Origin of the sequence: Paucilactobacillus kaifaensis (assembly GCF_005405145.1) — a bacterium.
Taxonomy (GTDB): Bacteria; Bacillota; Bacilli; order Lactobacillales; family Lactobacillaceae; genus Paucilactobacillus; species Paucilactobacillus kaifaensis.
Map to the genome: position 1 here is coordinate 57,490 of NZ_BJDM01000005.1, position 14,559 is coordinate 72,048.

At 35.4% G+C, this 14,559-nt stretch carries 12 protein-coding genes; 6 read left to right on the forward strand and 6 right to left on the reverse strand.

From position 1 onward, the window contains the following. The first annotated feature begins 167 nt into the window (after positions 1–167). Positions 168–1,418, forward strand: a complete 1,251-nt coding sequence (locus tag FFM51_RS03910; RefSeq protein ID WP_137597325.1) for an aggregation-promoting factor C-terminal-like domain-containing protein — start codon at positions 168–170, stop codon at positions 1,416–1,418. Positions 1,419–1,518: 100 nt separating this feature from the next. After that, positions 1,519–2,652, forward strand: coding sequence for an AI-2E family transporter (locus FFM51_RS03915; RefSeq protein ID WP_137597326.1), 1,134 nt, complete (start codon positions 1,519–1,521; stop codon positions 2,650–2,652). Between the two features lie 25 nt (positions 2,653–2,677). Here the strand turns inward: FFM51_RS03915 and FFM51_RS03920 are convergent, their stop codons facing one another. Then, positions 2,678–3,976: an LCP family protein gene (locus FFM51_RS03920; RefSeq protein WP_137597327.1), complete on the reverse strand. Its 1,299-nt coding sequence runs from the start codon at positions 3,974–3,976 to the stop codon at positions 2,678–2,680. 148 nt (positions 3,977–4,124) lie between these two features. After that, on the reverse strand, positions 4,125–4,604 hold the full coding sequence (locus FFM51_RS03925) for a TspO/MBR family protein (protein WP_137597328.1): 480 nt from the start codon (positions 4,602–4,604) through the stop codon (positions 4,125–4,127). A 163-nt stretch (positions 4,605–4,767) separates the two neighbouring features. Here FFM51_RS03925 and tagD point away from each other — a divergent pair, with 163 nt between their 5' ends. Then, a complete protein-coding gene (gene tagD / locus FFM51_RS03930; protein WP_137597329.1) occupies positions 4,768–5,166 on the forward strand; it encodes a glycerol-3-phosphate cytidylyltransferase in 399 nt (132 codons plus the stop codon). A gap of 37 nt (positions 5,167–5,203) precedes the next feature. Here tagD and FFM51_RS03935 read toward each other — a convergent pair whose 3' ends face one another. After that, the gene (locus FFM51_RS03935; protein WP_137597330.1) at positions 5,204–6,076 is read right to left on the reverse strand and encodes a LysR family transcriptional regulator; all 873 of its coding nucleotides are present in this window, start codon (positions 6,074–6,076) and stop codon (positions 5,204–5,206) included. A gap of 148 nt (positions 6,077–6,224) precedes the next feature. On the opposite strand from FFM51_RS03935, the gene FFM51_RS03940 reads away from it, so the two are divergent. Both FFM51_RS03940 and FFM51_RS03945 read left to right on the forward strand, forming a co-directional pair. Beyond that, entirely contained in the window at positions 6,225–7,244 is a 1,020-nt protein-coding gene (locus FFM51_RS03940) for a YeiH family protein (RefSeq protein WP_137597331.1), read from the forward strand. Between the two features lie 166 nt (positions 7,245–7,410). Next, positions 7,411–8,991: a peptide chain release factor 3 gene (locus tag FFM51_RS03945; protein ID WP_137597341.1), complete on the forward strand. Its 1,581-nt coding sequence runs from the start codon at positions 7,411–7,413 to the stop codon at positions 8,989–8,991. Between the two features lie 245 nt (positions 8,992–9,236). Here FFM51_RS03945 and FFM51_RS03950 read toward each other — a convergent pair whose 3' ends face one another. Beyond that, the gene (locus tag FFM51_RS03950; RefSeq protein ID WP_137597332.1) at positions 9,237–10,136 is read right to left on the reverse strand and encodes a DMT family transporter; all 900 of its coding nucleotides are present in this window, start codon (positions 10,134–10,136) and stop codon (positions 9,237–9,239) included. 112 nt (positions 10,137–10,248) lie between these two features. After that, complete coding sequence (locus FFM51_RS03955) at positions 10,249–10,953, reverse strand: MucBP domain-containing protein (RefSeq protein ID WP_137597333.1); 705 nt, start codon at positions 10,951–10,953, stop codon at positions 10,249–10,251. Between the two features lie 282 nt (positions 10,954–11,235). Here FFM51_RS03955 and FFM51_RS03960 point away from each other — a divergent pair, with 282 nt between their 5' ends. After that, positions 11,236–11,826, forward strand: coding sequence for an ECF transporter S component (locus tag FFM51_RS03960; protein WP_137597334.1), 591 nt, complete (start codon positions 11,236–11,238; stop codon positions 11,824–11,826). Positions 11,827–11,973: 147 nt separating this feature from the next. Here FFM51_RS03960 and FFM51_RS03965 read toward each other — a convergent pair whose 3' ends face one another. Beyond that, positions 11,974–14,508, reverse strand: coding sequence for an LTA synthase family protein (locus FFM51_RS03965; protein ID WP_137597335.1), 2,535 nt, complete (start codon positions 14,506–14,508; stop codon positions 11,974–11,976). Between the last annotated feature and the right edge of the window lie 51 nt (positions 14,509–14,559).

Sequence of the window (14,559 nt, forward strand, 5' to 3'; positions counted from 1 at the left end):
CTTACGTTGAACTGAGTAAAGTAAAGATCAAATATAGAATAAGCCACCTTCAATCGATAATTCAATTGTTGAAACGCTATTGAAATATAAATGTAACTATAATGTCTTTTTTAAGTGCTATCATAATAATGATAAAGTTTAATTTTTATTTAATTTTAGGAGATAGCATGGACATTAATAAATCTAATAATTTGAGAGCATATAAATACTATTTAATCGCTGGAGTTACTTTATTTAGTTTAAGCATTTCCGGAGTAGTTAGTGCTGATCAAAAACAGATTGGTGATTCGGATAGCACTAGTACAACAGTAATTTCAGAAAAAAACACTGCTAGTAACACAAATGCAAAAAGTATTGGTTTTGGAGATTCAGATGAAACTGCTGTTTCTAATGCTTCTGATGCAATAATATCAGAAAGTAATAATAGTAACGATAATAGTGAGTCTGGCAGTAGTGATCAGTCAAGTAGTACTGCAGTAAATGAGTCCGATTTGGGAGATACTGATGCTGAAACTCTTGAAAATAATGAAACTGCAGCTAAAGAAGGATATATGAGCTCTAAACAGCCACAAGTGATTGATCGAATTAGTGCTGAGAGTACACCACGGGTAAATGCTTTGAGTGGTTGGAAAGACGACTCTGGAATTAATTATTTTTATAAAAATGGCGAAAAAGCGAATGGCTATTTAAATGATGGAAGTCACTGGTATTTGTTTAAAAATGGGATAAGGCAATCTGACGTCCAGAAATGGGCCGGAACCTATTATTATTTTGATCATAGTTCTTATGTGCGAGTAGATAATCGATATGTAAAATCAAATTGGGGTGATTGGTACTTATTTGGCAAAGATGGTCGAATAATGACAGATGTCCAGAAATGGGCCGGGACCTATTACTATTTCAATCATAAGACTTATTTACGTGCAGATAATAGCTATGCCAAGTCAAATTGGGGATCTTATTATTTATTTGGCAAAGATGGTCGCATTTTAACTGGTGTCCAGAAATGGGCAGGTAGTTATTATTATTTTGATTCTTCTTCTTATTTAAAGAAAACAAATATTAAAATTAATGGGTATACTTTTAATAAGAGCGGGATAATGGTAAGTGGCGTTGTGAGGAGTAAACAATCAACGTATTATGTGGATCAACATAATGGTATGATTGAATCGTATACCAGTTATGTTTCTGGTTCGAATTTAGCTGCTAAAGAGTGGATTTCTTTACATGAATCAGGTGGATCGTACACTGCACGTAATGGGGTGTGTTATGGGCGATATCAACTTAACTCAAATTACTATTTAAATGGTAACTACTCAGTTGTTAACCAAGAAAAAGCTGCCGATGGTTATGTTTCAGGTCGATATGGTTCTTGGGTAAATGCAAAAAAGTTCTGGTTAGCACATCATTGGTATTAATAAAATATAAACTCTTATGAAATAAACTTTCATAGGATTTTTTTTAGTTTATAATTAAAGCATTAATTGGAAGTTGTAGGAGTAGGAGCTTAAGTAAAATATGAATAAAGAATCTTTTGGTAATTATAGGCTGTTATTTTGGACATTAGAACTACTTGCAATAGCTGCATTAATATTTGTATCAACAAAGATCCAGTTTATTTTTAAACCATTTTTTACATTTATATCTGTAGTTTTTGTTCCACTGATCATTGCAGGTTTTCTTTTTTACATGTTGAATCCATTAGTAAAGATGATGACAAAATTAAAAATTGGAAAGTTCAGATTAAATCGTTCATTTGCCAGTTTGATTGTCGTGTTATTGCTAATCCTTATTATCATCGGAGGAATCGGAGTATTAATTCCGCCGGTTGTTAATGAAATTTCGCAGTTAGTGAAAAGTTTACCGGATGTTGCGTCCAATATGCAAAGTACGCTTTCTGATTTGATTAATAGTACATTTTTGAAGGATATTGACATCAGTACTTACGTGAAAAAAATTGATTCACAGTTAGGAAATTATGCACAGTTATTTTTAGAAGGCCTGTCCAATAGCATTGGCAGTATTATTAGTACAATTACGGATGTTACGGTGGTTGCAATTACTGTTCCGGTGATGCTTTTTTATATGCTAAAGGATGGTCATCGGTTGGTACCTAGTATTCAAAAATTTGCTTCTACAAGGCATGCAGATGAAATTAAGGGTTTGTTGACACGAATGAGTGCAACACTATCATCATATATTTCTGGACAAGTGATAGAGTGTTTGTTCGTTGCAGTGTTTACAACAATTGGGTACTATCTGATTGGTCAGCCGTTAGCACTTGTGCTAGGGATTGTTGCCGGTATGGCCAATATCATTCCATATATCGGACCATATATTGGTATTGCACCCGCATTAATGGTTTCATTAACAATGGCTCCAGAAAAGATCATTTGGGTGATTGTTGTCGTTGTGGTTGTGCAACAGGTTGATGGTAACATCATTTATCCAAACATTATTGGTAAAACTCTTAAAATTCATCCATTAACTATAATCGTGTTATTACTTGCTGCTGGACATATTGCTGGAATTGCTGGAATGATACTTTGTATTCCATTCTATGCAGTTGTACGTACTATGATTCAGTATTTTTGGAGTATTTATCAACTTAGTCGTGATGAGAAAACAGAACAATCAAAAAAAGAAGCCTAAAGGCTTCTTTTTTTGATGTATTCGATTAGTTGGTTAATGTTGCTTCAGCTGTAGATTCGGTAGTTGGACTAGTTTCGTTTGTAGTAGTGGCAGTTGAACTACTGTAGCCTGCTGTACCAGTGGAAGTAGTTCCTGTTGTTCCGCTATATCTGGAGGTAGTAGAAGTTCCAGTTGTACCATAGGTAGATCTACTCCCAGTGGTAGAGCTTGAATAGTTAGATCTGGCAGAGGATGTTGAGCTACTGGTCGATGTTCCGCTACCAGCCTGATTATACGAAGCACCATTTGGCAAGACGAAATCAACATTGTTATAACCATCATAATTAGTTTGCATGTTATAGAGCTTAGTTTCATTATTAGTTACTTTAGTAAATTTAAGTCCTAATGCATGACGAACTAATTTAGAAATACGATTAATCTCTTTTGGAGCTGCAATTTGGAAGGAAGTACCATCAATTGTTGCGTTCTTACCTTCAAAATGATATGTTTTTACGTTCTTCATGGCAGAGTGATAATTAGCGTATAAGGTTGCTACGGCATTTATGGGAACATTAGTCCGCACACCCTTTTTAGCAGCATCTAAGATTGTGTTAATGGCTGTAACGGAGCTGGCAGACTTAAGTTCCTTAATAACAGCCTTGATAATTTGTTGTTGTCGCTTTTGTCGTCCATAATCATTGTTTGGATCATCATAGCGCATCCGTGAATACTTCAGAGCATTAGTACCATTTAAGTGTTGTTTACCTTTTTTGAAATGGTGGCCTTCGTAGTCAAAGGCAAATGGGTTGTTAACATCAACGCCGCCAACTGCGTTAACAACTTTTTCAAGCACTCCCATGTTAACAATGGCATAGTAATCAATTGGCACATTTAATAATTCACTGACAGCTTTTTGTGTTTTCTTAGGACCACCAATTGAGTAGGCAGCGTTAATTTTAACGTAATCAGTTCCCTTAGAGGTACTTAGTTTTACAAGGGTATCGCGAGGAATACTGGTCATTGTAATAGTATCTTTTTTAGGATTAACAGTAACTAACTCAAGTGTATCAGTATTACCACCTGAGTTTCCTCGACCGATAGCACCAGTATCTAATCCCATCAGCAATACTGAAACAGGTTTACCATTTTTCAGTTTTTCACTAATTTTATTATTACCACTACTGAAGATCCCTTCAGCGGCAGAATGAATTTTATAATATTCATAACCGCCAACAGCCACTAATAGCAGCGCAACGATTGCAACAACCCATCTAATCCAGTGCCATTTAGGTTTATTGTTAAGGTGCTTATTATGCCTACTTACTCGAGTTTCTTGATGATCCATTTTAGTCTGCCTCTTAATTTTAGTTTTAACTCTGTCTAAGTTACCAAACTAAGCAGAACAAGTCAATTTGACTTAAATTAATTTAATAAATATATAACAACAATGAGCATTTTTTTGACGAATTGTTTAATAATTATATTAGCGTTATTTAATTCAAAACTGCAGTACCTAAATTTAAGTAAGTCGCAAATATAATCCATATAAGATAAGGAACCAATAGATAACTAGCAAATCGATTAATTTGGCGAGCATATACTATGAGATAACTAACCAAAATATCTAACATAATAATCACTATGAGTCCAATCCAATATGCGTTTCCGGCAAAGAAAATGATGCTCCAAATAAAATTGACGAATAGCTGTAGAGTGAACAAGATTAGTACAGTTTTTTTGATTGGGTTTGATTTACTGGTAATTAAGAAATAGAGACTAATTCCAATTAAAGTATAGAGAATTGGCCACACAATTACAAACGTTGGTGCAGGTGGGGATAATACGGGTTTAGTCAGATCTTCATATTTAGCTGCAATGTCTCCAGCAAATAAAGCGGATAGACTACCAACAAGATTGACACCAATTATGGTGACAATTAATATTATCAGTTTTTTCAGTACCTTTGCGTTCAATTAAATCATCTCCTTTTTCTCAACGTAACGAAATTAAGGACAAATTGACAGAATAATGCCCACTGTGAATTAATACTTCATAGTATTGGCTAATGCGTATTGATCCCTATATCTGTTAGAACGTGGTAAAATTGTTTCAATCTAGTAAAGGGGAGTGATCATAATGACAACCATTATTACGTACGGTACATTTGATTTATTACATAAGGGGCACATTAGATTGCTCCAGCGTGCTGCCGCTTATGGTGATCGATTGATTGTTGGTTTATCTACCGATGAATTCAATGCTAGCAAAGGGAAGCGGGCCTATACAAAGTTTGCCGATCGTAAGATGATGCTCGAAGCGATCAGATATGTTGATATAGTTATTCCAGAAGAGTCCTGGGAACAAAAAGCAAGCGATATAAAAAAATTCAATGTTGATGCCCTTGTAATGGGAAATGACTGGGCTGGCCAGTTTGATGATCTGAGAAAATATACCAAAGTGATTTATTTACCACGAACAGATGGGGTTTCCACTACACAGATTAAAAATGATTTGGAACATGTAGATCAAGAATGACAAAAATGTATAGGATGTAACCTTAGTTACGGCCTATTTATTTGGTTAATTTTGCTGCGATTACTGCATAATCTTTGGTGAAATAACTATTTTTTAGAAAAATTATGTTTATTGGATGACTTATTTTAAACCCTCCAACTGATAGCTGTGTAAGGGTACCATTGGCTAATTCGTTGATTACCAAAGATCGGTACATAAAACTAATCCCAACGTTATTTTTAAGTAACTGAATAATTGCTGTTGGGTTAGCTATTTCAACTTGCCGGTTAAAGTCATCAAGTTGATAATTTTGAGTTGCAAGCCAGTTGGCAAAAATATCTCGTGTACCTGAACCACTTTCTCGAATTAAGAGAGTTTCATTTAGCAAATCAGTAACTGTAAGTTCTTTCTGCGTTGAAATGGTGTTAACAGGGTTAGCAACACCAATAAAATCTTCGTTACGAATGGTAATGGCATCAAATTCATTTTTGTCAAAATTGCCTTCAACAATTCCAAATTCAATTTTACCTTGCCGTAAAGCAGCTAGAACTTGGTCGGTGTTGTCAATTATTGTTTGTATTTTAGTATTGGAAGGTAATAAATTCTTGATTAGCTCGGGCAATAGAAAAATACTTAGTGAGTAGGTTGATCCGATTTTGATAGTCTGTTCATTAGAGTTAGTCTTTAAACGTTGCAGGACGTTTTGGTTTTCTAACGAGACCCTGTCAACGTACTGGACCAGTTGTGTTCCAGCATCCGTTATTTGAATGCGGGGTCCGTTTTTTGTTACTAGTTTAATGTCAAGGTCTTGTTCGAGGCTACTAATTTGTTGTGAAACGGCTGGTTGAGTAATGAACAGCCGTTGAGCCGTTTTAGTATATGAAAGAGTAGTTGCTAGAATGGATAATGTCTTATAACGTCTGTCTAACATGTATGAATCCTCCAAAGTAGATATGTTGATGCATTTTTAGTCAATTATAAGTAAAATTTATTTAATAGCAATAAATTCTAATTTTTACTTATCCCATTAACATGCTACGATAATAGTGCATAAGAATGGAAATGTGGGGAGATAAAATATGAAAATATTACAAACGCGGAGCTTTTATTTGGCAGTACTGTTAACTCTAATTTGTTCCATACTAGGGACATTATTAGGCGGGGTGCCATATTTAAATATCATTGGGGCTCTTGTAATCTCGTTGATTTTGGGAATGTTGATGCAGTTCCATCAACCAACAATCTTACGAGCAAAAGCTGGAATTGGGTTCATTTCGAATAAGTTTTTACGGTTTGGTATTATTTTGTTGGGTTTCAAATTGAACTTAGTTGACTTAGCCCATGCGGGAGTTAAAACAATTTTGTTAGCAGTGGTAATTGTGACTGGAACTATTACCATTGGGTACAATATTGCCCGAAAAATGGGCGTTGATTCGCAATTAGCAATTTTAGCTTCTAGTGGAACCGGAATTTGTGGAGCAGCGGCTGTGATGGGGATTTCTCCACAGATACAGGTTTCAGCCGACAAAGAAGAACAGAAACGAGAAGATGAAGTTTTGGCAGTGGCAATTGTTGCAATATTGGGGACTGTTTTCACAATGATTGAAATTGCAATTAAACCGCTACTGCATATGACACCGACTCAATTTGGGGTGCTGACTGGTGGTTCTCTCCACGAAATTGCTCATGCAGTAGCAGCTGGCGGTTCGGGTGGTCCAATTAGTTTGGATACCGCGATTATTACTAAGCTTTCACGGGTATTAATGTTGGCACCAGCCGCATTAATTATTGGCATTTGGTACCAAAAAAAGATTAACCGTAGTCAGAGCACAGGTCATCAAAAATTGCCCATACCATGGTTTATGTTAGGTTTTATCATTGCCAGTGTAATTGGAACCTTTGTGCCCCTCGGAGCAAGCGTGCTAGCTTGGCTAGTTAAATTAGCTTATTTAGTTCTTGGAATGGCAATGGCAGCCTTGGGGATGAGCGTTAATTTCAACGTCATTTTGCACCGCGGCCGGAATGCGCTATTGGCCGCTACGATCACTTCTGTTATTTTGTTAACTTTTATGATTATTGTTAGTAAAACTTTATTTTAAATTCACTAGTCGACTGTTTTGGCCGGCTTTTTTGGTGCTTTTATAGAAAACATCTTAAAAAGAGGTACTGACACTAGTTTAATCGTGTTTTCCCGTACCCCGTAATAGACTTTACTCCGCCGGTGTATTAAGATAGTAAAGAATGATTTTGGAAAGGGACGAACGAATGAAGACACCAGAACAATTAGCACAGGATGTAAGTAAACGACGCACGTTTGCGATTATTTCTCACCCCGATGCAGGTAAGACAACTATCACAGAACAAATGCTGTTATTCGGTGGTGTGGTCCGCGAAGCAGGGACGGTCAAGGCCAAGAAATCTGGTAATTTTGCTAAATCTGACTGGATGGAAATTGAAAAGAAGCGTGGTATTTCCGTTACTAGTTCGGTAATGCAATTTGATTATCAAGGCAAGCGAATAAATATTTTGGATACTCCTGGACATGAGGATTTCTCTGAAGACACCTACCGGACATTAATGGCTGTGGACTCTGCAGTCATGGTAATTGATGGAGCTAAAGGAATCGAACCACAAACTAAGAAACTATTCCAAATTTGTAAAATGCGTGGAATTCCTATTTTTACATTCATCAATAAGTTTGACCGTGATGCAAGGGAACCCCTTGATTTATTATCAGAATTGGAAGATGTTTTAAAAATTGAAACTTACCCAATGAACTGGCCAATCGGAATGGGACGAGGATTGCAAGGACTATATGATCGGTATAACCAGCGCGTTGTGTTGGCTCATCCAGTCAATCCTGAAAATCCATATATTCCATTAGATGAGCAAGGACAAATTTCAGCAGACAACCCATTACGAGAAGATAGCATTTGGCAGGATACGTTGGATGAAGTAGAGCTTTTAGAAGCTGCTGGCAATGAATTTGACGAAACAAAGGTAGCAACCGGTGACATGACACCAGTATTTTTTGGCTCGGCACTTACCAATTTTGGAGTACAAACTTTCTTAGAAACATATCTCAAATATGCACCAGCACCAAGTAGTCACCAAACAACGGACGATCAAACCGTCGAGCCATTAAATCCTGAATTCTCTGGTTTTATTTTCAAAATTCAAGCTAATATGAATCCTAATCATCGTGATCGAATTGCATTTGTGCGAATCTGTTCAGGAGAGTTTGATCGGGGAATGGATGTAACATTGCAACGAACTGGTAAGGCGGTAAGATTATCTAACTCTACTCAGTTCATGGCTGATACTCGTGAAGTGGTTGATACGGCAGTTGCAGGAGACATCATCGGGTTATACGATACAGGGAATTTCCAAATTGGAGATTCAATTTATAATGGTAAGCAAAGTATCCAATTCGAAAAGCTACCACAATTTACTCCCGAATTATTTGTGCACGTTGCCGCTAAAAATGTGATGAAGCAAAAATCATTTCATAAGGGAATAGACCAACTGGTACAAGAAGGAGCCGTGCAATTATATCAAAACTATACAACTGGCGACTACATCCTTGGCGCTGTCGGTCAACTTCAATTTGAAGTGTTCCAATTCAGAATGCAAAATGAATATAATTCAGAAGTAGTGATGGAACCACTGGGCCATAAGATTGCCCGTTGGATTGATCCAGAGCAATTGGATGAAAAAATGGCATCATCAAGAAATATCTTGGTAAAAGACAGACAAGGTGAGCCATTGTTCTTGTTTGAAAATAAGTTTGCGGAAAACTGGTTTAAGGGAAAATATCCGGATATTAAGTTAACGGCTAAACTATAAAACAGAGCGCAAATGAGGACGTTAAGATACCGTAGGCTAAGACTATAAAAGCAAGGGAGAGTTCGAACTATGAACTCTCCCTTGCTTTTATAGTCTTAGCCCTAGGTCTCTGTCCTCATTTGCGCGTTTCAGCAAGTAAAGAAACGATGTTTTAAGACGCTCCTCGTAATTAAATAAGTTCTAGTAAATCATATTTAATGGTAAAAAGCGATAACGTCCAAATCAGGTTAGCGCCACTTACTATTCTAAGAGGATCGTTTGTTCCCAAAAATTAATTGACGTAAATTAAGTTGCATAATCAAAATGGCAACGACGATCAATACACCACCAATTAATAAATGTGCTGTGAACGGTTCGAAACCAAACAGTACAGAAAAGAAGCTACCAAACATTGATTCTGTCATTAATATTAGACCGGCAGGAGTTGGATCGGTAAATTTTTGCCCGACAATTTGCATGGTTTGTGCACCAAATGATGCAAAGATACCTAAGATAATAATTGGGCCAATGGCGGCTTGCCAATTAATGCTAGTGTAAGATCCGCGTTCAAACAATAATGACCAAATTAAGCCAGCGATTCCTTGAATGGCACCGAGCATGAAAGCAACAATCCAAGGACTGGAATCAGTGGCAGTGTAACCGAAATAAACAATCTGAAGAGCATAAAAAAATGAAGAGATAATTGTCAGGAAATCACCAATTTTTAATTGAAAACCAACGCCAAAAATATTAGTTAAAAACATCATGCCTAAGATGCATAATGCAATGGCAGGATAACTTTTTAGTTCAGGTTTGTGATGAAACATAATCCATACCACAAAGGGAACAAGCACCACATAAATTGCTGTCAGGAATGCATTGTTGCCGGGAGTGGTGTATTTTAAACCAATCGTCTGAATTTGATATCCCACAAAGTTAATTAATCCCGCCATTAGTCCAATCCGAAAATCGAGACGTGACATTTTATTAATTGTTTTATGAAAAAATAAATAGGCAAGAGATGCAAAAATTAAGCCACGAAATGCATTAATCAATCCAGCTGGCATCTGAGCATTGGTTGCTTGTTTGACAACAATGTAGCTTGCGCCCCAGATAATCGCAGTGAACAACAAGAGCAAGTTGGCCTGGATCTTTGATAATTTCATTTAGTCCCCTCCCATGAAAATATACCAACTCACTATAACATGTGAGTAGTTTAAAGCCTACAAAAAAAGCTAAATCCGTTAACAAACAGATTTAGCTTTAGCTGTTCGTGCGTTACGCACCAGTTTTAACATAAGTACCGTTAACAAAGCCTCGTTTGTTGATTTCATACCAGACAACGCCATCAGAATTGGTGGCCTTACCAGTTATTGAAATCGTAGTATCATGTTCTAACTCATTAATGATTTTTCCGTATGGTTGGTCGTAAACTTGAATCATTTTGTTGGGAATGTAGTCAATGCGACCAGGCATATTATTTAATGGTGTTACGACTAATTCTTGTTCTTCTGATTTAGGCATTCGGTCGGAATAAGGATTTTTTGAAATGGACATCTGACGATATTCAACCCACTGATCAGGCCCGATTTCATACCAGAACTTACCGTTTGAGGTTGCGACACGTTTAAAGGCATGTAAAATAGTTCCAGCAGGATAAGTTGTGTTACGTGGTAGTCCGTTGACCATATCATAAACCATAGTAGGAGAACTAAGTTTTAAAAACATATCATGAACTTCCTGCACTTCAGCCCAATCCTTACGACGATAATACATTCGAATTGTATGGGGCTGATCATCAAATGTTCCGGTATAATCGGAATCTGCTTCAACAAATTTAAAGTTGTGAAATTTAACCTGAGTGGCAGTATAATGTTGGCCAATTAAGCCACGTAATAATTGTGGTAATTGAATGTTTGCTTTGGTGTCAATGTCAATATAGTAAACCCATACTGGAACACCGCTTCGAAAAGATTCTGTCAATTTAAATCACTCCATAGTTGCGTCTTGTATGGTTTCATTATAACCCTTTGAGCTATAACCGTCATTCATGTTGCCAAATGAACATAGTTATTTTCCAAAACTTAAGATAAAATGTATACTATCGGTATGAAAAAAGTGCGAGCTGGGGTGCCAAGATGATGTAGGATAAACTGGTGACGGCGATTTAAAGGTCTGGATTTTAGACTTTTTGCTTACCGTTACCAGCTTACCCTTAACCATCTGCCCCAGTGAGCACGTCTAAAAAATAACGGAGGCATTCCCATGCGACAACGTTCAACGTATCGACTAAGCATTTTAGGGATTCTTACAGCAATTATTGTATTACAAGATTTTATCCCTATGTTGGGTAACATTCCAATTGGTCCATTAAGTTTAACAACATTACACATTACGGTAATTGTGGCAGCAATTGTATTAGGGCCAGTTGATGGCGCAATTGTTGGTGGTGTGTGGGGCGTACTGACTTGGGTACGAGCATTCACATTTCCTAGTAGCCCATTGGCACCGTTAGTGTTTGTTAATCCATTAGTTTCAGTAGTACCCAGAATTTTTATCGGTTTGTTTGCCGGATGGACGTTCATGTTGTTAGCAAAATGGATGCATTCAAAGGCAGCGCCAATGGTAATTGCTTCAATAATAGGGGCACTAACTAACACGGTTTTAGTATTGGGATTTATTTACTTGTTTTACCATACACCAGCTGTGGCAAAAGCTTATGGAGTAAACGTTGATAACTTATTTAAAGCTTTGTCAGCAATCTTTGTCACTAATGGAATTGCTGAAATTATATTGGCTGCAATTATTGCGCCGTTAATTGCGCTACCGTTGCGAAAACTAAATCATGGTAAATGAAAGATTTTAACATAAAAAGCACAACATTAAAATGTTGCCAGTTCTATCTTCTGGTGCACATTTAGATCAGTTACTAAAAATGGTCGTTCGGAGAAAAGCTATTTTCCGAACGACCATTTTTTACTTATGTGGATATCACAATCATTTTTATTTAATTTGTTTTTGCGCCCAATGCGATGAATATTGCTTTCCTGCAGTTAAATCGTACTGTATCAAACGATAATCTTGCAAAGTTTGTTTTTGCTTTTTTGTGAGTGAAGATGATTTTACTTTTTTTCCAGACTGAGAAATAAATATATTTGCCCCATTTACACTATTCGTTTGTGACTGACTAGGATCAATAGTCATTGCTGGTAAATCATCAGTTACTGTAGTAATTAAAGCGTAATAAGGAGTTACTTTAGTGTTGCTAGACTCTAAGGCAAGCGCTGAAAATGAATAAGGACTAACATATTTATTAACTTTTGTTGCTTTATGAGTTTTATTACTATAAATAAAATAATCTGTCTCGTGAAGCTTAATACCATATTTTTTCATAGAATCTTTGTCATATAAAGCAGCTAAATGATCTCCGTACCAGACCATAGTAACAGGATGCTTGATTTTATCAAGTTTTGCAATTAATTTTTCTAGTGATTTATCAGTGTAGTTGAGTCCTTTAGAATACGTTTGTACGCTTTGTTTTTGTTTTTTTGAAATTGCCTTGCCAGTTACATTATATCTTTTACTGTTATTGTAATAGTTGTTATATGGCATATGGTTTTGCATTGTAGATAATTGAATAAATTGTGACCCACTGTCTTTTGCCTTTATAGTTTTTAGTGCTTGCTCGTATGCTGATGTATCAGATATATAAGGGCTTTTTTCAATTTTATTTTGATATGATAATTTGTGACTACTTCCTTGGTAAAAAAATTTATCAAAACCAAATTTTTTGAAGACATTTATTCTATTATAAAGGCTAGCATTATATGGATGTATAGCTTCACTTTCGCTAAACAGATTAGTAAAATTAGGCGATATGTCTTGTTGGGGAACTAACTGAGTGTATGGGGTTGCCAAGGTTGATGATAAATTACTTATAGAGAGACCAGTTAGCGACTGCCATTCCATATTTGCAGTCCCACCACCATAACCAGTACTTAACATTAACCCTGAATTATAATTATTCTTTAAACTTAATAAATATGGAATTGGGTTTGGCGAAACTTTCAGATTTGGCACTCTATTTGGGTTGCTGAAGCTTTCGCTTAGAACAAACATAAACGTTTGGTTAGTTAACTTATTTTTTCGTGTTTTATTAATTGTAATGGCCTTATGGTTGTATTTACGCATTATTTCATTGATTTTAGTTTTTGAATATCCATTTGGTTTTTCCATAATTGTGGTATCCATACTTTGTATGAATTGTATCATTGGCCCATTATTTCTGGCTTCGCGACCTTGATCGATTGTACTAAATTTTACATTGAAACCAACCATTATAATGTTCGGTAGGCTTTTAAAATGATATACAAAAAAAGATCCAGAAAAAAATATTATTGGTAAAATAACCATTAACATTCGCTTTTTGAGACTGTTTATATGATACATGCTATCGAAATGGTGTTGTAGAATGAATCCAGTGATTGCCAAAATCAGAATAGCAATTAATACGATAAAAATCGTAAATGGATTAACCATTTTTAATAAATCATCAACTGCAGTTAACATTGCTAAATCAGAAGGTAGGATCGGTTCTTGGCGTAGTCTTATTTTTAAAAATTCAGCAACAGTTACGATTGATGAAAATCCAAGTATAATTGTCAGGGAATACCAATAGCGATTGATAATACCATAAATAAATATAAATAAAACATAAACTATAATGGTGTTTAAAAGTAGCTGTTGCGAAGATAACTTGATAATGTTTTTGAAAATGGATACTTTAAATGGAGTATACAAAAGTGTTATTACTAATATTTGAATATACGATATAATATAACCGAGTACAGCAATTAGTATTGTTCGCCAATTTTCTTTAAGTATTTTTGTTAATATCTGGGGTGAATTGGATAACGAATTAATATCTTTTATCGTAGTGCGCGTGATAATTCGGCTAAAAAATGAAATACGAGATATCCAAGAAATAAATAAAGTCGTTAAAACTGTAATAGCTAGAATAGAAAACGATAAAAGCAACAGTGCAAGTAACCATTTTTTGCTGCTAAAATTATAGTTCAAGTGAAAATTTGTTGTTAATTGATAATTTATTACTGGGACTTGAGTTATGAAATACGAAGTCAATATAAACCAGTTGATTGATGGATTATTTTTAAAAGGTATTTTTAACTTTAGATTTGACTCAATAAATATACCAAAAATAAGAACGCTAAGAATAAATATTGGCATTGAATAGTTCGCATATAATTTATTTTGAAAGTTAGTAGCTGGTTGAGATATAATAAAAAATTTTAGTAAAAATGGAAGTATTAGTATAAAGATAAAAGATAGAAATACTTTTATCTTTTTGCTTATGTTCTCTAAAAAATTAGATTCCTGCAATAAAATCCCAAATAAAAATAAGACTCCGACCCAAACAAAACTAATTCCGGAATCAATTCCCCAAATTGGTTTTCCAAATAGAAAAGGAATGATAATAAAAAACCAGACAATAGGAACTGAAGTTATAATTTGATACAAACATATAAAAGCACGTTCGAAAAAAGTAAAATTTATTCGGAGGTGTTTTTA

Coding starts and splice junctions, on each gene's coding strand:
- FFM51_RS03920 (WP_137597327.1), bottom strand. CDS start 3,976: ATGGATCATCAAGAAACTCGAGTAAGTAGGCATAATAAGCACCTTAAC.
- FFM51_RS03960 (WP_137597334.1), top strand. CDS start 11,236: ATGCGACAACGTTCAACGTATCGACTAAGCATTTTAGGGATTCTTACA.
- FFM51_RS03945 (WP_137597341.1), top strand. CDS start 7,411: ATGAAGACACCAGAACAATTAGCACAGGATGTAAGTAAACGACGCACG.
- tagD (WP_137597329.1), top strand. CDS start 4,768: ATGACAACCATTATTACGTACGGTACATTTGATTTATTACATAAGGGG.
- FFM51_RS03910 (WP_137597325.1), top strand. CDS start 168: ATGGACATTAATAAATCTAATAATTTGAGAGCATATAAATACTATTTA.
- FFM51_RS03940 (WP_137597331.1), top strand. CDS start 6,225: ATGAAAATATTACAAACGCGGAGCTTTTATTTGGCAGTACTGTTAACT.
- FFM51_RS03950 (WP_137597332.1), bottom strand. CDS start 10,136: ATGAAATTATCAAAGATCCAGGCCAACTTGCTCTTGTTGTTCACTGCG.
- FFM51_RS03915 (WP_137597326.1), top strand. CDS start 1,519: ATGAATAAAGAATCTTTTGGTAATTATAGGCTGTTATTTTGGACATTA.
- FFM51_RS03935 (WP_137597330.1), bottom strand. CDS start 6,076: ATGTTAGACAGACGTTATAAGACATTATCCATTCTAGCAACTACTCTT.